A 21,568-nucleotide genomic window follows, 5' to 3' on the forward strand; every position below is an offset into this window, starting at 1 on the left:
CCATCCATCCTGCAAATTTACGCCGTTTGCACGGAATATACGGGCCAGCTGACCTCGAAGCTGGCGCCTGTTGGGATATTGTCCTTTACCAGTATGGAGGCGCCATGCTGCTCTACTATCTTCCTGGTAAGGAAAAGTCCCAGGCCGGATCCTTTTGCCTTACGGGTATTTTCATTGCCAATGCGGTAAAATTTCAGGAATATCCGCTCCCTTTCCTCAAGGGGTACACCGGGACCTTCATCTGCCACCTGCCATTTCAGGACATGTCCGGACTCGTATAACCGTACCTTGATCAGGGTGTGTTTAGGGGCATATTTGGCAGCGTTTTCTACCAGGTTGCTCAAGGCCATCTGAAGCATGAATTTGTCTCCCTCCACCCATATATCAGGCGCTATTTCAGCTGTAATTGTGTGAGTAGGTATCCGTGCCTGCACTTCCCTGATGCCGCTTTCCAGCAGGGCAGAAAAATCAAGTGGCTCTCTGAACAGGCGGTACCCCTGGGTTTCCAGCTGTGAGGCGAGGAGTATATTATTACAGAGCTGATCCAGCCGGTTGGCTTCTTTGATGGTATTCTCCACCAGCTTTTGTTGCTTTTCCTCGTCCAGCTTATGCTTGCGGATAGTTTCCAGGTTCAGTTTAACCGCCGCAATAGGCGACTTCAACTCATGGGTAACCGCCATCATAAAGTTCTGCTGCTGCTGGGTAAGCTTTATATGCTTTCTTATAGCGCGGTATACAAAGAAAGCGCCCAGGAGAATGATGCAAAGAAAAGTGCCTCCCTCGCCGGCGAACTTAAAAGTACGCATCCGTTCATCCCGGTCTATCCGTTGCAGTTCCAGCTGGTACTCTGTGGGATGAGTAACCTTGTCGATACGGAGGTCCAGGTTCTGTTTTTCAAAGCGGGTGATCTGATCGCTTTGCAGGAACAGCAGTACCCCCCACCATACCAGGGCCAGTATGGTATAAGCCAGCACAAAAAGATAGATGGCCGGCACCACTTTCTTATCCTGCATTTTAGTGAAAATGCGCCTCATGGTCTTTGTCCGGCTTTCTCTATCCGCAGCCCCACGTTCATTACATAAGGCAACGGATTCTGCCGCATATTCTGTTCAAAAATAAAACGGTAGGTACCCGGCTTATTCAGAATGGCCCTTTCCTGTATTGGAATGCGGTGCTCATAGATATCATCCAGGCCGCTGCCCAGCCATTTGCCGCTGGCATCTGCCAGGGGTAACTCTACCCGGCGGAGCTGCTGCGTGGTATCGCCCGGCGTTTGTGTACTTACCAGCACCCATATATTGCTATAGGGGTAGGCATCAGTATGCCGTACGTTCACATATAAGTTATACAGGTAGGCGGTATCTTCCGGGTTTACCGTTACTTCAAAAACGGGTTTGTATTGATATGTCCACTGATGCCTGGGTATTTCCTGGTTTTTTTCATAGGCATCCATTTTAGCGGGCAGGCAGGAAGCCATTAGCAGGCAACCGGCGATGATAATTGCGCCCAAACGGTTCATAAAACTGCTTCTATAGTACATTTAATACTTGTTCTTTGGCCTTTTCCAGTTCGTCTTTCATTAACACCACCCACTGCTGTATGGCGGCGTCGTTGGCTTTTGAGCCGGTAGTATTTATTTCACGTCCTACTTCCTGCAACACAAAACCCAGCTTTTTACCCTTTGCTGTTTCCGGCTCTCTTAATATCTCCTTAAAGTAGCGGCAATGGTTCTCCAGGCGTACCAGCTCCTCGGATATATCCAGCTTTTCCAGGTAGAAGATCAGTTCCTGTTCCATACGGTTTGCATCTACGTTTTCCTTTCCTACGTACTCTGCCAGCAGCTGTTCCAGTCTTTGGCGGATCCTGTCTTTTCGCAGGGGGTCCAGTTCCCGCACCTTGCTACAATAAGATTCAATATTCTCTATGCGCAGAAGGAGGTCTGCCTCCAGCATGGTACCCTCATTCAAACGGTGCGTATCCAGCTCTTCCAGCGCATGTTTCAGTACGTCCAGCACTGTATTCCATTCCTGTTCCGTTATCTGCTCTGTAGCCGGTGTTACTACCTCCGGAAGCTTCATCAGTACATTCAGCATATCATCCTGCGGCAGCTTTAGTTCGTTAGCCAGGGTGGTAATAGACTGATAATAAAACTTAGCCAGCTCGGTATTTACCATAACGGGACGGGTAGCCCCGTTTTGCCGGATGTTGATCGTCGTGTCCAGCGTGCCTCTTTGCAACGTTTGCTGCATCTGGTTACGGATGTCAAATTCATACGGTCTTAATAAGGGAGATAATTTCAGGTTAACCTCAAACTGTTTCCCGTTTAAGGACTTTATTTCCACGGTGATGGTCGTTTCGCCACGTGTAATTTCAGCCCTTCCAAAGCCGGTCATTGATTTCAGCATATTATGTGTTTGTAGGTAACAAACCTAGCTAAATTAGTGCAAAGCGCAAAAGGTGGCTCCCGGCTAGCGCTTAAAAGCTAGGAGTTTATATATTTCCTCCCCGGTTAATTCCCACATTTCTCCGGGATCCAGGCCGTCCAGCGTAGCGGCTGTAATCCGGTAACGGATAAGCCTCAACGTGGGGAAACCCACGGCAGCTGTCATTTTCCTCACCTGCCGGTTCTTTCCCTCTTTTAAGATCAACCGGATCCAGGGCGCCGGTATCTCTTTGCGGAAACGTATAGGTGGATTTCTCGGCGGCACAGCCGGTTCGTGCTCAAAAAAGAATGCCTGACAGCGTTGGGTATGATAAGGCTTACCATCTACTGAGATACGGACACCCTGCTGCAGCTGTTCCAGGGCGGTGGAAGTAACGGCCCCGTCTACCTGTACCCAATATTCCCGTTCATGCGCAAAACGCGGGTTTAATAAGCGGTGGTTCAGGGATTTATCATTGGTCAGTATCAGCAATCCTTCACTGTCATAATCCAGGCGGCCAACCGGGTATACGTCTCTGGGCACGTCAAAAAAGTCGGCAAGACTGGCCTTACCGCCCTCCCTTCCAAACTGTGTGAGGACCTGGTAAGGCTTGTAGATGAGATAATAACGAAGACGCAAGGGAACCGGCTTTGGTGAACGCCCTGCAAATTAGTAATTTTGCGCTATTGCATATGGGCACATCTATTCAACAAATCAGCTGTCAACATTGTAAAGCCCGCTTTGGTTCTATTTTCTGCAAAGCGGAGGGGGAGCAGCTTTCCTCGCTGAACTCAGCCAGGGTATGTTCGCTGTATAAGAAAGGGCAGGTAATTTTCCAGGAAGGCGCTTACTCTTTTGGTATCTACTGCATTAATTCAGGCAAAATAAAGCTTTCACATAGCGGAGACGACGGCCGCGAACAGATCATTCGACTGGTCAAGGCGGGCGATATTATGGGATACAAGGCATTGCTGAGCGGGGAACGATATACCGCTACCGCCATTGCGCTGGAAGACGCACAGGTATGTTTTATCCCTAAAGACCTGTTCCTTTCCGTGCTTCAAAGCGATCCTTCACTCTCCCTGGAAATGATGCGCATCCTCTCCAGCGAACTGCGCAAGGCAGAGTTAAAGATCACACACCTGGCCCAGAAACCGGTTCGCGAACGCCTGGCAGAAACCCTGCTGTTCATCCATGAAACCTATGGAGTGGAAAGCGATGGTCAAACACTTAACGTTAGACTTTCCCGCGAAGAAATTGCCAACCTGGTAGGTACCGCTACCGAATCTGCTATCCGTTTACTCTCCGAATTCAAAAAGGAAGGCATGATTGAGCTTGAAGGCAAAAAGATACGCCTGCTCAACATGAAGGGTATGATAAAAACCGCCAATTTGCAGGATTAGCAAGGGATACCGTTATTATGGCGTATGTACACGAACGTTAGTAATTCACGTTATTCCGCAACGCCTTTTATACGTTTACCGGCTCCATTTACACCCTCTTTTACTCCACTTTTCATTCCGTACCAGGATTACACCCGCCCCATCAAATTTTTTAACTCCTTCCGGAGCCTGAACGGTTAAAGAAACAAAAACCGAACGAAGTTCCCCTCTCTTTCACCACTCTTAAAAGCTGTTATAAAAGGGATGAAAAACGAATACATACATGATGATCAAAAAAGATAATGTTGGCTGAATTACAGGGCTGTAGCGGTTTTCAAAGGCAATAAAAAAAGTCTGACCGTGAGAACAATCAGACTTTCTTGTTATGTGAATGGGTTAGTAAGTACAGGGAAACAAAATTCCCTACACAATATTAAAAAGAATTTTATGACAAAAGAAAAATTTTACAAAAAATTTTATTCACACCACTAAAAAAAGTGTGGATAACAACAGTTAAGCAAACACATTTTTGAGAGCTTAACAATGCGGATTTTAAAACGCCGCAACCCTTCCTCATATATCCCTTATACCTCCCAACCCCCTTGAACATTCAAACTTTCGCCTAACTTTGCTCCACTTTAATCATTACACACTAATTCAATGCTATATGAAGTTTGAAGCACCTGTTGCAGTCACCGAAATAGCCACCATCATAGGCGCTGAGCTGGAAGGCAACAGCAAGCTGATGGCCGCTGGCATCAATGAAATCCATAAGGTACAGGAAGGCGACATATCGTTCGTAGACTTCGAGAAGTATTACGACGCAGCGCTTAATTCAGCAGCCACCATCATCATCATCAACAAGAAAGTAGCCTGCCCTGCAGGTAAGGCGCTGCTGATCACAAACGATCCTTTTACTGCCTACGTATCTCTTGTTAAACGCTACCGGCCCTTTGAACCGGCATCCAAACCCATCAGCGATTCCGCAGTGATAGGAAAAGATACCATCATACAACCTAACGTATTCATTGGTAACCATGTGCACATCGGTAATAACTGCATCATCCACCCCAACGTGACGATATATGATCATAGCGTGATCGGCGACAATGTTATCATTCACGCGGGTACCGTTATAGGCGCAGACGCCTTTTACTTCAAAAGAAGGAAAGAGAGTGTCGTGATGTACGACAAACTTGAAAGCTGCGGAAGGGTGATCATTGAAGACAATGTTGAGATAGGGGCCGGCTGTACCATAGACAAGGGCGTAAGTGGAGACACCATCATAGGTCAGGGCACCAAGCTCGATAACATGATTCACATAGGTCATGGTACCGTTATCGGGAAGAACTGCCTCTTTGCTGCACAGGTAGGCATTGGTGGCAAAGCAAAGATCGAGGATAATGTTATACTCTGGGGACAGGTTGGCGTATCCAAAGACCTTACGATTGGTAAGGATGCTATTGTGCTTGCTCAAAGCGGTGTTCCCAGCTCGCTGGAAGGTGGTAAAACCTATTTTGGCTACCCTGCAGAAGATGCCCGCAGCAAAAGAAGGGAACTGGCCTGGATAAAACGCATCCCGGAAATATGGGAAAAGATAACCAGCAAGGATCATCAATAAATATCCCTCCCATCACTGTTAGCCCGGTTGTTAAAATACCCGGCTGACAGTGATAGTTTCACTGATAAAGCTATTTACATGCGTCCCCTCTGCCTTCTTTGTACCCTGCTGTGCCTCAGCTGCAGCACCATGACAAGAACACCTGCCGCTTCTGCCGATCTCTATTCAGCTTCTCAGGAATGGCCGGTAAAGATCAATGACGGATGGCTGTCTGCTAAAACCATCAGCTATGGCAGTTACATTACCAGCTCCCGGCGTAACGGTATCAACTCTGCCGCCAATATCACCTTCATAAAAACCTCAGAAAATGCCTTTAACTTCAATGTTAAGGACAGCACAGAACAAATACTTGTACAGTCTTTAAATACTCCTGCGGTAGCCTTTTCAGGGCGCTCTTTACCCGAAACACTGGCTAAGCTGCCGGGTAACACAGTCCTGTTCTATTCGCTTATCAACGGCATCAGGCAGGCCCCTTTGGTACGCTGGGAACTGATACTTAAGAAACCACATTACCTCGAACTGAATGAGAATAACCCTGCTGGCGTACTCCGCTCGCCTAATGAGGATATCGGTATCAGTGCGCACAACAGGTTCGGGATAGTGAATTCCTACGAAAAGGTCTGTTTTGAATTCAGAGAACATGGCACACCGGTAGCCGCAGTAATACCAGGGGCACAACCAAGGGTGTGGGTAAGCAAACGCATCACAAAAGAGAAAGAGAAAATACTGGCCGCCGCAATCGGAGCCCTGTTACTTAGAGAATAGACCGGTTTCGGCCTCCATTTCCTGGCGGTAAATGTCGCACATCTCATCGATAGTTTGCTGCAGCGGCTTAAACTGGAACCCTGGTAGCGTCCTTTGTATCTTTTCATTGTTGTAGTACACCTTCAGCTGCGCTGTACGGGCTGTTTCCTTGGTCACCAGCGGCTTGTTACCGGAAATAAACCCTTTTATCTTTTCCATACGCCATACTACTTCCGCCAACCACGACCTAATTTCGATACGGGGCGGTTTTTTGCCCAGCCGGGCTGCCATCGAACTGAAAAGGTCATAGTAACTCCAGTTGTCTGCAGAGAGGATGAACCGGTCTCCCCTGATATCACTATCCATGAGCAGGCACATGGCTTTCACCACATCCTCCACATCCACAAAACCGTTTATACCTCTGGTATAGAATGGAAACTCTTTCCAGGCATTTTTTACCAGGACGCCGGAGCCATCATGCCAGAAACCGCTGCCCAGTATAATGGACGGGTTTACAATAGCGGTTTGCAGTCCTTCTGCCTGCCCTCTCCACACTTCCATTTCTCCCCTGAATTTGCTGATGGCGTATTGGGAATTATTACGGCTGTCCTGCCATTCACAGTCCTCGTCCATGATGTCCCCGTCTTTTATTCGCCCCAAAGCGGCTACGGAACTTACATGCACCATCTTCTTCACGCCGGCGTCCAGCGCCAGGTTCACTACATTGGCAGTACCGTCTACATTAACCTGCATAAGCTCGCGGCGGCTGTCAGGACTGAAAGATACCACTGCAGCACAGTGATATACCTGTGTGATTCCCTGCATGGCTTCCTCCAGGCTGATAACGTCCAGTATGTCGCCCTGTACCCACTGTACCTTATGCTGTATGTCTTGTACCTGTGCGGGGATCTGCTGCCTGTATAGCGCCTTTACGGGCTTACCGGCATTAACCAGCGCCCTTAATAAATGACTGCCTAAAAAACCTGTTCCGCCAGTAACTAAGATCATGAAATGATGTTCACATGTTAAAGAAGGTCCAAAGATAGAGAATTAGGAATGATGAATTACGAATTAGGCGGGCCGGGTTACTTATTCGTAACTATAAAAACCCCTGCCGCTTTTACGTCCAAGGTGACCCTGCTGCACCCTGGTTATCTGCAGTGCGTTAGGGATAAAACGGGGCGCTTTTGCAAATGCTTCATAAAGCGATTGGGTAACGGCCAGGTTCACGTCGTTGCCGATAAGGTCCATCAGGGCAAAGGGCCCCATACGAAAACCGGTGCCCTCCAGTAAACGGTCTATAGCGGCAAAATCAGCTATCCCGGTTTCTGCAGCTTTCATTGCTTCAAGATAATAATGCCGGGCCACCCGGTTCACAATGAAACCAGGCGAATCTTTTACTTGTACCGGTGTTTTACCCATACGTACTGCCAGTTCGCGGATGAGGGTTGTTGTTGAGACATGGGTGTTCCGTCCTGCTACTACTTCTACCAGCTTCATGAAAGGGGCCGGGTTAAAGAAATGCATTCCTGCCACCCTTTCGGGGTTAGGAAGTGCCGCCGCTATATCGGAAACAGATAAAGAAGACGTATTGGAGACTAATATGGCATCCGCCTGGTTAATAGCTGCCAGTTGCCTGAACAGGGCTGTTTTAGCCTCCATTCGCTCTGCAATGGCTTCTATAATGACTGCTGCAACGCAGTCCTGCAATTGGGAAGTAAATTGAATACGCGCCAGGATAGCGGCCATTGCTGATGTGGTCATACGCCCTTTGGAAACGGCCGATTCCAGGTTGCGGATAATTTGATCCCGGGCTTTATCCAGCATAGGGGCCTGTATATCAAATAACACCGTGTTATACCCGCTGCCAGCGGCTACCTCTGCTATACCGGCGCCCATTGTTCCGGCGCCGCATACAGCAATGGTATGTACCTGGTCGATGGTCATCATATGGCTCCGGTGAACTGTTCCAGGAAGCGAGTATCATTTTCTGAGAACAGGCGCAGGTCTTTGATCTGGTATTTGAGCATCGTAATACGTTCTATACCCATCCCAAAAGCAAAGCCTGTATATTTTTCAGGGTCAATACCGCAATTCTCCAGCACTTTAGGATGTACCATGCCACAGCCCAGGATCTCAACCCACCCGGTATGTTTACATACCGAGCAGCCCTCTCCTCCACAGATGATACAGGAAATGTCCATTTCTGCGCTTGGCTCAGTGAACGGGAAGTATGACGGACGGAAGCGGATGCGGACATCCTCCCCGAAAAGCTCTTTCACAAAGTGATACAATGTCTGTTTCAGATCGGCAAAAGAAACATTCTCGTCAATATATAGTCCTTCCACCTGATGGAAGAAACAGTGTGCGCGGGCGCTGATGGTTTCATTGCGGTATACCCGGCCGGGGCATATTACCCGTATAGGCAGCTTACCTGCTTCCATGGTACGTACCTGTACGCTGGACGTATGTGTGCGCAGCAGCCAGTCAGGATGCTTGCTGATGTAGAAAGTATCCTGCATATCACGGGCAGGGTGGTTCTCCGGGAGGTTCAGCGCCGTGAAATTATGCCAGTCGTCCTCAATTTCAGGCCCTTCGGCCACGGTAAAGCCCAGCCGTTCAAATATATGGATGATCTTGTTCCGTACAAGGCTGATGGGGTGACGGGTACCCAGCCTGTGCAGCTCTGCCGGCAAGCTGAAATCCACGGCAGCCTGTGCCTCGCCTGCGCCATTCTTCAACTCTTCAAACTGCGCATATTTCTCCTCCGCCAGCTGTTTGAAGCTGTTCAGTACCTGGCCAAACTCCTTTTTACGTTCGTTGGGCACCTGCTTCATCTCACCAAACATCGCTTTCACAATACCTTTACTTCCGAGGAATTTTATGCGGTATTGCTCCAGCTCTTCGGCTGTTTTAGGTTCAAAGGCCTGTATCTCCTGTGTATAGGCCGCTATTTGCTGTACGATCTGCTCCATAGGGCAACAAAGATAAGAGAAATAAGAAATGCCAAAAAAATCTTACCTTTTCATACACAAATACCCACCTATGACTGTTGCGTTCTACATTGGAGCAATTGCTGTACTCCTGGTGTGTATTGTTACCCTCTATGCACTGCTTATCCGGTACAAAAAGAAGTACGAGGCAGAAGCAACCGTTTCCTATTTCGCTACCTCCCTTTTCGGACAAAATACCATAGACGATATTCTGTGGGATGTCGCCAAGAACTGCATCAGCCACCTGAGTTTTGAAGACTGCGTGATCTACCTGCTGGACAATGATCGCCAGATGTTGGTGCAAAAGGCAGCCTACGGCCCCAAAAATCCCCTGCGCTTCGAAATAAAATACCCCATAGAGATTCCCTTAGGTAAAGGCATTACCGGTACGGTAGCCCTTACCGGCAAGCCGGAAATAGTCAGTAATACCAGCCGCGATGAACGTTATATCCTGGACGATCAGCGCAGACTATCAGAAATAGCTGTTCCCATCATTTACGAGAACAAAGTAATAGGGGTAATAGATTCCGAGCATTCCCGTAAATGTTTCTATACAAATGCCCACCTGCAGATGCTGGAAAAAATAGCCGCCATATGCGGGGTTAAGATCGGGAAGAGGCTGATTGAGGAACAGGCTTGCAGGCAGCAGGCAGAAGTACAGTACCTGCAACGGCAACTGGCCGAATTCCGCCTGGTAACCCTGAAATCACAGATGAACCCTCACTTCCTCTTCAACTGCCTGAACGGTATCTACAACTGCATCGTTACCGGGGAAACAGACAAAGCCCAGGAATATATCACCAGTTTTGCACGCCTGCTTCGCATGGTGCTGATCCATGCAGAAAAGAACTTTATTTCCCTGCGGGACGAGATGGACCTGCTGCAGTACTATCTTAAAATAGAATCCCTGCGTACCGATCACGCCTTTGTTTACTCCATGGAGATCGATGAGCAGATAGACCCCCGCGAATATTATGTACCGGGCATGCTTATTCAGCCCTTCCTGGAAAACGCTATCTGGCATGGGCTTATGAACAAAAACGGAGAACGGCAGCTGCAGATCAGCTGGCGCTATCTTAAGGAACATGTATTGCTTTGTGAGATCGTTGATAACGGCATTGGCCGCAGGGAAGCGGCACGCCGCCATAAAGACGGACTTAAAACGGGCTGTTATCAGTCAAAGGGCATGCAATTGTGCCAGGAAAGGGTAGAACTATACAAATCACTGTTCAATACCCGCTTCAGCGTGCAGGTGGTAGATCTGATGGATGAAGACGATCAGCCGGCGGGCACCAGGGTAAATATCGCGTTTGAAACAGATCCGGATGCCATGCTGGCCGAACTGTGTTAAAGGATGAGCTTATACCCCACACCCCGTATGTTTACAATCTGTACCCTGGGGTCTTCTTTCAGGTAGCGGCGTATTTTGGTAATGAACACGTCCATACTGCGGGCGTTGAAAAAACTGTCATCCCCCCAAAGATCAAGCAGCACAGCCTTACGTTCCATTACCTGGTTTTTGCTATCATACAACCTGCGCAATATCTCCGCCTCCCGGTGAGAGAGGAAAGCAGTGTTATTGTTGCGGGTCAGGGTTTGCTTGATATAGTTAAAGGCATACTGGCCAATCATTACCACATTTTCATTGTCGGCGCCGGGCGGGGGAGCCGGCTGCTCGTTGCTGCGCTTAAGCAATGCCTTGATCCGCACAATCAGCTCGTCCATGCTGAAGGGCTTCTTCAGATAGTCGTTCCCCCCCATTTCAAAGCCTTTTACCACATCAGCAGTCTGTGATTTGGCAGTCAGAAAGATAATAGGGGTTACTTTGTCCTGCTTGCGGATTTCGGTGGTAACGGTAAAGCCGTCCATATTGGGCATCATGATGTCCAGCACTACCACATCGGGACGGGCCTGCTGGTAAAGGCGCAGGCCTTCCTTGCCGTCTGCCGCGTACAGCATATCAAAACCCCGCATTTCCAGGCTGTCTTTTACGATCTGGCCCAGTTGCTGTTCATCTTCTATAAGTAATATTCTTGCCATAAAACAATAACTAAACTGGTAATTGAATCACAAATTCGCTGCCCTTTTCCGGTTCGCTGTGTACACGAACGGCACCGTTATGCATATCCACGATCTTCTTCACATAGCTCAATCCAAGGCCAAACCCCTTTACATTATGCAGGTTGCCCGTAGGTACTCTGAAAAACTTGTCGAAAATGCTTTCCTGGTACATACGGGGTATACCTATGCCATTATCTTTTACCCGGATGGTTAACAGGCCGTTCTCTTTTATACACTGTATATGCACCAGCGGCTGATCGCCGGAATATTTGATCGCATTATCCACCAGGTTGCTGACCGCATTAGCCAGATGTGTCTTATCCACAAATGCCAGGGGATGATCCAGGTGGTTATCATAACGGAACTGAACAGGCTTGCCCGCTTTCAGCTGCTGATTGGTGATAATGTTGTCTATCAACTCGTTCAGATCGGTTTCCTCCCTGAACAGCTCTATTTCTTCCTTCTCTTCTGCTGAGATCTGCAGCACTTTTTCTACCAGTTCAGACAAGCGCTGCAGCTCCTGTTTGGAGATGTCGAGGTAGCTCCTGGTCTTCCGCTGGTCACTTAGCGCATTAAAGTTCTGCATGGCTTCAACCGCCGCGTATACTGTGGCAATGGGCGTTTTAAGCTCATGAGTCATATTGTTGATGAAGTCATTCTTAACGTCAGAGAGCCGCTTCTGTTTCAATATTGTACGCAGCATATAAATGAAGCAGATGGTAGTAAGTATCAGCAAGGCCAGGGAGCTTACCAGGGTCCACATCATCTTCATGATTATATATTGCATAGGGGAAGCGAAAGAAGCCTGCACAAACAGGTTGCTGGCCGGATTGAATGGCATCTTGGTAGTCTTTTGCGGCTCCTTGCGGCGCATACTGTCGCGGAAGCTTTCCCGCGCAAAATTGTTGAAATCCACATGAAAAGTATCCATGCGGAAGGAGGTTGATATCTGCCGGCTATGCAGCTCCGCGGTGAAAGTAGAGTCCAGGCCCTTCAGGTTCACACTATCGCCATACAGGTTATTCAGCATAATTAGGTCCGATATCTGCCGGGCCAGCGTGTCTGCAAACGTACGGGAAGGCGTACTGCGAACCAGTATGCGGATATGCCGCTCCCGGTTCATTATAGAGTCCATAATAGCCCTTGCCGTATCCCTTTTCTCCACCGGGATGCCTGTTTGCTCCATCTGCATGAACATGCCCTTTACGGGTTGTGCCGAGGAGTCTTTGGTATAATAGTGCAGAAATTGCCGGATATCTGAATACTGGTTATTGAAGAGGGCAGTGCGCAGGGCGCCGTTGATATCCCTGTTGAACTGGTCAAACTGGACCTCATATGAATTATACAGCCAGTACCCCTGGAACAGGTAAATGCCCAGGATACAAGTGCACATCAGGATAAGTATGATTCGTATGCGCTTACGCATAAGGTTATACGGCTTATAAGCTCCGGGAGTTTAAAACCCTTGCGGGTTGGACCGGTGCCTACAAAACTATTGTTTTCCCCCCGTCCCTGGTTCCTTTTCTTAACAATAATTAACAGTAAATAAGGATGCTTAACGGTTTTAACGTGTAACTGGCACGCAAATGAGTACAGTTCCCGGTTTACAGCCTGCTGACAGATTCGATTTTACTTCTTAACTTACACCGCCGGTGTCCATTGCTGTGTAGTCACTATACAGCACCGTTAGCGCAACTAACTATTTTCTGATGAAACAACTTTTGCTCATCCTGGCTATTGTTACCCTGTGGACGCAATATACCCGGGCACAGGCAAAACAGGGACAGGTAAAGGGCCTTCTTACCGATAAAAGCACGAACCAGGCACTGGCAGACGCCAGTGTGGCCTTACTGTATGCCAGGGATTCTTCTATAGCGGCTTCTGCTTTTACTGATAAAAAGGGCGCTTTTAACCTGGAAGGCCTGGCAATGGGCGATTACAAGTTGTTTATTTCTTTCCTTGGCTACCGGTCCTTACTACAATCAGTAGCTATTTCCGCCGAACATAACGTAATAGACCTTGGCGCTATCCCCCTACAGAAAACCGGCGTTACCCTGGGAGAAGTGGAGATCACAGAAATCAAGCCCCCTATCCGGATCAAAAAAGACACGCTTGAATTCAATGCCGGCTCTTTCAAAACCCGGGAAAATGCTATGGTGGAAGAGTTGCTGAAAAAGCTGCCGGGCGTGGAGGTGGACAAAGACGGCACCATTAAAGCACAAGGTGAAACCGTTAAGAAGATCCTGGTAGACGGCAAACCCTTCTTCGGTAATGATACCAAATTGACCACGAGGAACCTGCCTGCTGATATTGTAGACAAAATACAGCTCATCGACAAAAAATCAGACCAGGCCCAGTTTACCGGTATCAATGACGGTGAAACTGAAAAGGCCATTAACATCACTATCAAAAAGGATCGTAAGAAAGGCCTGTTCGGACAAGCTTCTGCGGGCTATGGCACTGATCAGCGTTTTGCTGCAAACGCCAGTCTTAACCGCTTCCGCGAAGGACAGCAACTCTCGCTGCTTGCCAGTGGCAATAATGTGAACAATCTTGGATATACTGATCTCAATTCCCTGCAGTTTGGCGGGAGAGTGGTGGCCAGGGGTATGCGGGTGGCCATGAACAATGCCGGCGGTAATGGTGGCAACGGCATCTCCCGCAACGGCACTGCCGGGATAAACTATAGCCAGGACCTCACTAAAAAGCTGAAAATCAGCGGCAGCTACTACTATAATGATTCCCGTACAGAGAACCAGCGCACCAGCGCCCGACAGAACCTGCTGCCTGATACTACCTACTATTATAACAACAACGCCCGGTCGCTCAGCAATAACGGCAATCATAACTTTAATATGCGGGTGGAGTACGAGATTGACAGCATGCAATCGCTTATTGTTTCTCCCAACTTCAACTACAGCACCAATAGCGGCTACCAGGAAAATACCTACGCATCCCTGGGCGGTAAAGGCCAGCTGGTTAACCGTGGCACTACGCAGAACATCTCCAGCGGTACCGCGCCTAATTTCATGACCGATGTACTGTTCCGTAAAAAATTCCATAAACCGGGCCGCACTTTCACCGCCAACTTCAACATTGGCTATAACAACAGCGACCAGGAAAATTTTAACCGCTCCGCCAACTACTTCGTAAAGCCCGGCGGCGACAGTTATACCGACAGTATTGATCAGCACAACGATATTACTAACCGCGGCTTTAACACGGGTCTGCGCCTGATCTATACCGAACCGGTATTTAAGGATCGGTTCCTCGAGTTCACCTACGCATGGAACCACAATTTTACCGCTTCAGAAAAGCTTACTTACGATTATAATGCCGCCAAACTTACATATGACCAGCTGAATGACAGCCTTAGTAATTCTTTCGAAAACACTTTCTCCACCCATCAGGCGGGCATCAGCATACGCACACAGAAGAAGGCGTACGACTATAGCGCAGGCCTCAACATCCAGTTCAGTAACCTGGATAACGACAACATCAGCCTGCACAATCACCTGCAGCAACGCACGGTCAATTTCTTTCCTTCTGCCTCTTTTAACTATTCCTTCGGCAATAACCGCCGGCTGCGTTTTTTTTACCGCGGAGGTACCCAGCAACCCAGCGTTTCACAGCTGCAGCCGGTACCAGACAACAGTAATCCGCTATACATCCAGCTGGGTAACCCAGACCTTAAACCTTCTTTCAATAATAACTTCAGTGTAGGCTATAATACTTTCGATCCCGCTACCATGCGGGGCCTGTTCACCAATGTGAGCGCAGCCTTTACCAGTAACAAGATCATTAACGCTAATTCCTTTGATTCACTTGGACGGCAGATAAGCCAGCCCGTAAACGTCAACGGTTCCTATAACCTTAATGGTAACCTGGTGAACACCTTCCCGATCAAAAAAGAACATACCTCCATCAATGCCACTACCAACTTTAATTTTAACCGGGATATCAGCTTTACTAACGGTACCAAAGGAAGCACCAGCAACTTTAGCCTTACGCAGGGCCTGAGCTTCAATTATGTGTATAAAGAACTGTTTGATTTTGCCACAGCCGCCGGCGCAAGCTATAACGGCGCCCGCTATTCCATTCAGCAAAACAATAACACCAACTATTTCAACTATTCATTTTCCTTTGACTTCAACATCAATCTGCCACTGGGATTTATTGTTGGTGTTGACCTTGACTATATGCTTAATACCGGCCTTGCTGCCGGTTACAACCAGGATGTAACCATGCTGAATGCATTTATATCCAAAAATGTATTCAGAAATAAACAGGGGCTTATAAAACTGCAGGGGTTTGACCTGCTTAACCAGAACATAAGCATCAGCCGCAATGTAGGGGAGAATTTTATTGAAGATGTACAAACGCGGGTATTACAACGGTTTTGCCTCTTAAGCTTTTCTTATTTCCTGAACAAATTTGGTGGCAATAGTAACGGGGCTGCTAAAAATGCACGTCCAAGGAATGTTTCCCCTGCGCCCGTCAGGACTATTCGCGTAAAAGGCTAGTAACAAGCCCTTAAAAACTTGAAAGGTTGAAAGATGACAAAGGTGGATGCATGCTTATGCATTAGTTTCCGGACATCCAGCTTTGAAACCTTACAACCTTGGTATTTTTACAGATCCGAAGGCAAGGTGTTGACACTTCCCCCAACCTGTTCATATTTTCTGCTCCTGCACTTTTACTTTCTCCTGTACCTTCCAGGCCTGTGTTGCACGCTGCAACACCCAGGAAAGCGTAAAAGTTGGGATAAAATCAAGGCCCGGGAACAGTTCTTCCATGAAATTGAACAGACTACCAAAAGTACCCAGTGTACCGCCAAACATCCGGTAAAAAATGATGGCCGAGAGAGGCGCCCAGATTACGTCACCCACCTCCCCTAACATCGGAACAGCGTAGCTTGCACAACCCAGCAGATCCATTAACACGCAGACCCACAAACTTGGAGTATACTTTTTTTCCATTTCAACCTCCTCGCTTCTAAATTTAAATAGATCAAGAACTAACTATAAAAGCAAATAACCTATCAAAATGTTACAACCTCTCTAATGCATAAAAAGTGCCAAACTTTATTCTTAGTTTAAAACCCGCCACTGCGGCGGGTTTCCCTCCTATCTGTATATACGTAAAATTAGAGAAAATAGTTGTGCAGAATATACGGAAAAGCTAAAATGCGTAATTCCCGCAGGCCCCGCAGATCAGGCAACAATTGCTATTTCCTGATTTTTACGCTATATTTCCTTGATAATAAACCTTCTTACCAAATGTCCAATAAAAATTCGCGCCGCGATATGATCAAAAAAGCTGCCGCCCTGGCCTTCGCCTCTACCACCTTATCTTCCCTCACTAACCGGGTGATGGCCCATGAAGAAGCGATGGATGAAAAACTGAAAGGCAACATCAACCACTCGGTATGCGCCTGGTGCTACAACGATATTCCACTCGAAGACCTTTGTAAGGCAGCAAACAGGATCGGTATCCAGTCTATAGACCTGTTGGACCCGAAAGACTTTGCAACAGCAAAGAAATATGACCTTACCTGTGCCATGGTAGCCGCTATCAATAAAGACTGGGGTATCACCAAAGGCTGGAACCGCGTTGAACATCACGACCGCCTGGTAGAATATTACCAGTACCTGATAGACGAAACTTCCAAGGCAGGTTTTCCCCACCTCATTTGCTTCTCAGGCAATCGCGAAGGCCTGGATGATGAAGCAGGACTGAAAAACTGCGCCCAGGGGCTGCAGCGTATCATGAACTATGCAGAGAAGAAAAAGGTAACCATCGTTATGGAACTGCTTAACAGCAAAGTAAACCATCATGATTATCAATGTGATCATACCGCCTGGGGCGTTGAGCTCTGCAAAGCCATCGGGTCTGAACGCTTTAAGCTACTGTACGATATTTATCATATGCAGATCATGGAAGGCGATGTGATCCGTACCATCCAGGAAAATCATCCCTACTTTGCCCACTACCATACCGGCGGTGTACCCGGCCGTAATGAAATAGACGAAACACAGGAACTGTACTACCCGGCCATCATGAAGGCGATACACGATACTGGTTTTAAAGGCTTTGTAGCACAGGAGTTTGTACCTAAACGCAGCGATAAACTGGCCTCGCTGAAACAAGGGGTGGAGATCTGTGATATTTAATCGCTTTTTGCCTACTTTTGCGTCCTTTAGTCTACAGAACTAATAGGATAAATACGCTGATATGCCACAATACTTCAGAAAGCCGCTAGGCTGGTTACTACAGGAATCCGCCCAGGAAGGCGCCCACACCTTAAAACGTACGCTTAGCGCTTTTCAACTGGTCACACTGGGGATAGGCGGCATTATTGGCGCAGGTCTGTTTTCCCTTAGCGGACTGGCCGCCGCCAATCATGCCGGTCCGGCAGTGACCCTGTCTTTCGTGGTGGCAGCCATCGGCTGTGCTTTTTCAGGCCTTTGTTATGCAGAGTTTTCCTCCATGATCCCGGTAGCGGGCAGCGCTTACACGTACGCCTACACTACCATGGGCGAAATGATTGCCTGGATCATTGGCTGGGACCTTGTGTTGGAGTTTTCCGTTGGCGCCGCTACCGTGGCTATCAGCTGGTCTAATTACCTTGTAAAATTCCTTAGCACATACGGGGTGTACCTGCCACCACAACTGGTGCATTCCCCGTTTGAAACAGCCAAACTGGCCAACGGCACGGAGGTGCAGGGCATCATCAACCTGCCCGCAGCATTGGTGGTGCTGGCCATGTCGCTGATACTGATACGCGGCACAAAAGGATCTGCCCTTTGGAACACTTTTGTGGTAATATTGAAAGTAGGGGTGGTAGTTTTATTTATTGCCCTTGGCTGGCGGTTTATACAACCGGCCAACCTTACCCCCTATATACCTGCTAATACCGGTATTTTCGGTGAATTTGGCTGGTCTGGCATCCTGCGCGGAGCAGGCGTGGTATTTTTCGTTTACCTGGGCTTTGATATCATTGCAGCTGCCGCCCAGGAAACCAGGAACCCGAGGCGTAACATGCCTATCGGCATCCTGGGATCATTACTGATCTGTACCGTTCTGTTCATCCTTTTTGCTCACGTAATGACCGGCCTCGCGCCTTATACGGCCTTCAAAGGCAATGCTGCGCCTGTGGCGGTAGCAATAGAACACACACCTTACATCTGGCTTGGACAGGCCATTATCATCGCTATACTGATCGGTTATACTTCTGTGATACTGGTAGATCTGCTGGGGCAAACCCGTGTGTTCTTCGCAATGTCTAAAGACGGCCTGCTGCCAAAGATCTTTTCAGATATACATCCCCGTTTCCAGACGCCCTGGAAGTCAAACATACTTTTCTGCGTTTTTGTGGGATTATTTGCCGCCTTTGTGCCCATCAGGGTGGTAGGCGAAATGACAAGCATCGGTACCCTGCTGGCTTTCGTGATCGTGTGCGCCGGCGTATGGATCATGCGTTATACCATGCCCGATGCGCCCAGAGCGTTCAAAACCCCCTGGGTGCCCTTTGTTCCGATTATGGGTATTGTTACCTGTGTTGGTATGATGTTGTTTCTGCCCGCAGATACCTGGATAAGGCTTATTGTCTGGATGGCTATCGGCATGATCATCTACTTTTGCTACGGTAAAAAGCACAGCCGCGTACGCCGGGAACTGCTTACTAAAAGCTAATACTTCCAGTCCTCCCTTAATACGCCCATTACCACCATGTCTACGTACTGGCCGTGTAATTTGGCACTGTGCCGCAGGATGCCTTCCTTGGTAAATCCAAGCCTGATGGGAATCTGTCCGCTCCGTTCATTCTGCAGCACAAACCGGATCTCTATCTTGTTCAGCCGCAGCTTTGTGAAGGCAAAGGAAATGAGCGCCTTACAACAGGCGGTGGCAATGCCTTTGCGCTGGAATGCCTCGCCCACCCAATAACCTATTTCAGCTTTTTGCAGTAAATGGTCCCACCCGTGCAGGTCCATTACTCCGCACAGCTCTTCCTGGTACCACATGCCAAGGGCCATGGCTTCCTGTTCATCAGCCTTACGCAGCATTAATTGTATAAAACGGAGAGAATGTTCTTCATTGGTATTGTAATCCACCCAGGGCAGGAATTTGCGCAGGCTTTTACGGGATAGATCTATCTGCCTGTACAACGGAGCAGCATCAGCCGGCTGCAGTTGCCGCATGGTTATCTTGTCATTAACGCGAAGTTCCAGCATATCAGCTCTAAAATAACAAAAAGCCCCGGCATTAACGCCAGGGCCTTTTGCGGATGATTATAGACTGACTATTATCACTGTTTCACTGCGGGTTGGTTATAAGCCATTAACTGTTGCTTGGCCATATCTTTAACGATCTGCCTGGCATACAGGTAAGCCTGCCGCGTTGCAGTAGGAGGGTCTACTGACTGTGTCTGCGCTGAGTATATCAGTTTGCGCTGATCCAGGTCGTAAAGGTTACTTTCCCAGTTGTATTGCACGTTTGACCGGTAATAACCAGGCTGGTACATAGTACCGTACCACCTGCTGTAATAAGGCCAGAAGCCGCCGTAATAATACGGGTAAGGACCATAGCCGGGACCATAAGGCACATAGTTCTTTTGTCTTGACTTATCCAGCAATACCACGGTAAGCACCTGGCTCGCATCACTGCCCTTCAGCTTGCGTAGCGCTGTTTTTTCATCCGTTTTGTCGTCAAATGCATTAGGGCCCAACTCACGGTAAGCAGAAGCGGCATTATATCCCTCCTTCTTCAGCTCAGTCACCAGGTTGTCCTCCATAAGCATACGCAACTGCTTTTCCTGTCTTGGTACCAGAGCCATTACCATTATCTTCCTGTCCCATTGCAATTGCGCGTCATTGGTCTTCCAGGATGAGGTAAGCTTGGTACTGGAACAGGCAGCCAGTAGCATCAATCCTGCACTGATGATGAATAATCCAAACTTTTTCATATCTACTTGCTTTAATCTTTACCTATTGATGGAGCATTTTTTAATTCCATCTTACAGCTATTAGACGTGAAAAGGAGCCGGAGGTTAACAGGGGGTTATGTTAAGGGATTGCTAAAAAAAAAGATCGTTAGTTGTTCATTGCCAGTTGTTAGCGCCTGCACTAGCCACCGGAAACAATCAACTAACGACCAGTATAAAAGCTATTAATAGTTAATGACCTGTTCTACAATAGACGCTGGTATTTCCCGGAATTCATACAGCTGTGTGCGCAGCTGCGGCTCAAAACCGGCTTCCCTTATCGCTTCCTGCATGGAGCGATAGGTAAAGCGGTGCGGTGCGCCGGCAGCGCTTACCACATTTTCCTCGATCATGATAGAGCCAAAATCGTTGGCGCCCGCGTGCAGGCATAACTGGGCAACCTGCTTGCCTACCGTCAGCCAGGAGGCCTGTATATTCTTGATATTCGGCAGCATGATACGGCTCATGGCGATCATGCGGATATATTCTTCTGCTGTGGTCATGTTATGCACCCCACGTATCCGGGCCAGCAGCGTGTCCACATCCTGGAAGGTCCAGGGAATAAAGGCCGTGAAGCCATAGTGCTCCTCCGGTTTTTCACTCTGTACCTGGCGGATGTCTACCAGGTGTTCAAAACGCTCCAGCACCGTTTCCACGTGGCCAAACATCATAGTGGCAGAAGAAGCAATATTCAGCTTGTGTGCAGCGCGCATTACGTCCAGCCACTCCTGTGCCCCGCATTTGCCTTTGGAGATCAGGCGGCGTACACGGTCATTCAGGATCTCGGCGCCAGCGCCCGGCAGGCTGTCCATACCAGCCTCTTTCAAGGCAGCCAGCACCTCAATATGGGTACTTTTCTCCAGCTTGGTAATATGGGCTACTTCCGGCGGCCCCAGCGTATGCAGCCTCAATGCGGGATATAGTTGTTTCAGCTGTTTGAACAGGTCTACATAAAAGCTCAGGCCCAGATCAGGATGGTGCCCGCCCTGCAGCAGCAGCTGGTCGCCACCGTACTTGAGGGTTTCCTCTATCTTCCGCTTATACTCGTCGATACTGGTAATGTAGGCTTCGGGATGGCCGGGAATGCGGTAAAAATTACAAAACTTGCAGTTGGCGATACAAACATTCGTAGTGTTCACATTCCGGTCTATCTGCCAGGTTACCTTACCATGTGGTACCTGTTGCTTACGCAGTTCATTGGCAATGTGCGTAAGCTCAGCCATAGGCGCTTTTTCAAACAGGTATACTCCTTCTTCCGCAGTCAGCCACTCAAACTGGAGGGCCTTCTGATATAGATCTTTCAATTGCATGTTACAACTTATGCAGACAAAGGTAATGATTGTGCATTAATAGTCGGCACT

Annotated in this window: 20 protein-coding genes; 7 read left to right on the plus strand and 13 right to left on the minus strand. The window is 48.3% G+C overall.

Annotation, left to right across the window (positions count from 1 at the left end; all coding sequences use genetic code 11):
• Positions 1-17 precede the first annotated feature (17 nt).
• From Q0577_RS13530 to Q0577_RS13545, 4 genes are all read right to left on the minus strand, one after another.
• Positions 18-1,034, minus strand: coding sequence for an ATP-binding protein (locus tag Q0577_RS13530; RefSeq protein ID WP_298737149.1), 1,017 nt, complete (start codon positions 1,032-1,034; stop codon positions 18-20).
• Positions 1,031-1,519: a gliding motility lipoprotein GldH gene (locus Q0577_RS13535; protein ID WP_298737150.1), complete on the minus strand. Its 489-nt coding sequence runs from the start codon at positions 1,517-1,519 to the stop codon at positions 1,031-1,033. The genes Q0577_RS13530 and Q0577_RS13535 overlap by 4 nt, the downstream gene beginning before the upstream one ends.
• A 10-nt stretch (positions 1,520-1,529) precedes the next feature.
• Positions 1,530-2,405: a YicC/YloC family endoribonuclease gene (locus Q0577_RS13540; protein WP_298737151.1), complete on the minus strand. Its 876-nt coding sequence runs from the start codon at positions 2,403-2,405 to the stop codon at positions 1,530-1,532.
• 63 nt (positions 2,406-2,468) lie between these two features.
• Positions 2,469-3,062: a pseudouridine synthase gene (locus tag Q0577_RS13545; protein ID WP_298737152.1), complete on the minus strand. Its 594-nt coding sequence runs from the start codon at positions 3,060-3,062 to the stop codon at positions 2,469-2,471.
• A gap of 53 nt (positions 3,063-3,115) precedes the next feature.
• Between Q0577_RS13545 and Q0577_RS13550 the strand changes: the two genes are divergently transcribed.
• The 3 genes from Q0577_RS13550 (at position 3,116) to Q0577_RS13560 (ending at position 6,191) form a co-directional block, all read left to right on the plus strand.
• The gene (locus Q0577_RS13550) at positions 3,116-3,826 is read left to right on the plus strand and encodes a Crp/Fnr family transcriptional regulator (protein WP_298737153.1); all 711 of its coding nucleotides are present in this window, start codon (positions 3,116-3,118) and stop codon (positions 3,824-3,826) included.
• Positions 3,827-4,472: 646 nt separating this feature from the next.
• On the plus strand, positions 4,473-5,426 hold the full coding sequence (locus Q0577_RS13555; protein WP_298737154.1) for a UDP-3-O-(3-hydroxymyristoyl)glucosamine N-acyltransferase: 954 nt from the start codon (positions 4,473-4,475) through the stop codon (positions 5,424-5,426).
• A gap of 78 nt (positions 5,427-5,504) precedes the next feature.
• The gene (locus tag Q0577_RS13560; RefSeq protein WP_298737155.1) at positions 5,505-6,191 is read left to right on the plus strand and encodes a hypothetical protein; all 687 of its coding nucleotides are present in this window, start codon (positions 5,505-5,507) and stop codon (positions 6,189-6,191) included.
• On the opposite strand, the gene Q0577_RS13565 is transcribed toward Q0577_RS13560, so the two are convergent.
• The 3 genes from Q0577_RS13565 to pheS form a co-directional block, all read right to left on the minus strand.
• A complete protein-coding gene (locus Q0577_RS13565; RefSeq protein ID WP_298737156.1) occupies positions 6,177-7,178 on the minus strand; it encodes an NAD-dependent epimerase/dehydratase family protein in 1,002 nt (333 codons plus the stop codon). The two genes, Q0577_RS13560 and Q0577_RS13565, sit on opposite strands and share 15 nt — an antisense overlap.
• A gap of 81 nt (positions 7,179-7,259) precedes the next feature.
• Positions 7,260-8,120: a 3-hydroxyacyl-CoA dehydrogenase NAD-binding domain-containing protein gene (locus Q0577_RS13570; protein WP_298737158.1), complete on the minus strand. Its 861-nt coding sequence runs from the start codon at positions 8,118-8,120 to the stop codon at positions 7,260-7,262.
• Complete coding sequence (gene pheS, locus Q0577_RS13575; RefSeq protein ID WP_298737160.1) at positions 8,117-9,145, minus strand: phenylalanine--tRNA ligase subunit alpha; 1,029 nt, start codon at positions 9,143-9,145, stop codon at positions 8,117-8,119. The genes Q0577_RS13570 and pheS overlap by 4 nt, the downstream gene beginning before the upstream one ends.
• 70 nt (positions 9,146-9,215) lie before the next feature.
• Between pheS and Q0577_RS13580 the strand changes: the two genes are divergently transcribed.
• Positions 9,216-10,514, plus strand: a complete 1,299-nt coding sequence (locus Q0577_RS13580; RefSeq protein WP_298737162.1) for a histidine kinase — start codon at positions 9,216-9,218, stop codon at positions 10,512-10,514.
• On the opposite strand, the gene Q0577_RS13585 is transcribed toward Q0577_RS13580, so the two are convergent.
• Positions 10,511-11,203: a response regulator transcription factor gene (locus tag Q0577_RS13585; protein WP_298737164.1), complete on the minus strand. Its 693-nt coding sequence runs from the start codon at positions 11,201-11,203 to the stop codon at positions 10,511-10,513. The genes Q0577_RS13580 and Q0577_RS13585 overlap by 4 nt on opposite strands.
• A 10-nt stretch (positions 11,204-11,213) precedes the next feature.
• Positions 11,214-12,617, minus strand: coding sequence for a HAMP domain-containing sensor histidine kinase (locus Q0577_RS13590; RefSeq protein WP_298737166.1), 1,404 nt, complete (start codon positions 12,615-12,617; stop codon positions 11,214-11,216).
• Between the two features lie 316 nt (positions 12,618-12,933).
• Here Q0577_RS13590 and Q0577_RS13595 point away from each other — a divergent pair, with 316 nt between their 5' ends.
• A complete protein-coding gene (locus tag Q0577_RS13595) occupies positions 12,934-15,747 on the plus strand; it encodes an outer membrane beta-barrel family protein (protein WP_298737168.1) in 2,814 nt (937 codons plus the stop codon).
• A 150-nt stretch (positions 15,748-15,897) separates the two neighbouring features.
• Here Q0577_RS13595 and Q0577_RS13600 read toward each other — a convergent pair whose 3' ends face one another.
• On the minus strand, positions 15,898-16,113 hold the full coding sequence (locus tag Q0577_RS13600) for a hypothetical protein (protein WP_298737170.1): 216 nt from the start codon (positions 16,111-16,113) through the stop codon (positions 15,898-15,900).
• A 390-nt stretch (positions 16,114-16,503) separates the two neighbouring features.
• Between Q0577_RS13600 and Q0577_RS13605 the strand changes: the two genes are divergently transcribed.
• Positions 16,504-17,397 carry a TIM barrel protein gene (locus Q0577_RS13605; protein ID WP_298737172.1) on the plus strand — a complete coding sequence of 298 codons (894 nt, stop codon included), beginning with the start codon at positions 16,504-16,506 and terminating at the stop codon, positions 17,395-17,397.
• 61 nt (positions 17,398-17,458) lie between these two features.
• Positions 17,459-18,919: an amino acid permease gene (locus Q0577_RS13610; protein WP_298737174.1), complete on the plus strand. Its 1,461-nt coding sequence runs from the start codon at positions 17,459-17,461 to the stop codon at positions 18,917-18,919.
• Here the strand turns inward: Q0577_RS13610 and Q0577_RS13615 are convergent.
• The 3 genes from Q0577_RS13615 to mqnC all read right to left on the minus strand — a co-directional run bounded on the left by Q0577_RS13615 (position 18,916) and on the right by mqnC (position 21,517).
• Entirely contained in the window at positions 18,916-19,458 is a 543-nt protein-coding gene (locus Q0577_RS13615) for a GNAT family protein (protein ID WP_298737175.1), read from the minus strand. The two genes, Q0577_RS13610 and Q0577_RS13615, sit on opposite strands and share 4 nt — an antisense overlap.
• A 74-nt stretch (positions 19,459-19,532) precedes the next feature.
• A complete protein-coding gene (locus Q0577_RS13620) occupies positions 19,533-20,189 on the minus strand; it encodes a hypothetical protein (RefSeq protein WP_298737176.1) in 657 nt (218 codons plus the stop codon).
• A 203-nt stretch (positions 20,190-20,392) separates the two neighbouring features.
• Positions 20,393-21,517 (minus strand): cyclic dehypoxanthinyl futalosine synthase, encoded by a 1,125-nt coding sequence (gene mqnC, locus Q0577_RS13625; RefSeq protein WP_298737178.1) that lies wholly within the window; start codon positions 21,515-21,517, stop codon positions 20,393-20,395.
• Positions 21,518-21,568 lie beyond the last annotated feature (51 nt).

Source organism: uncultured Chitinophaga sp., from assembly GCF_937898475.1.
In the GTDB taxonomy this organism is placed as follows: Bacteria; Bacteroidota; Bacteroidia; order Chitinophagales; family Chitinophagaceae; genus Chitinophaga.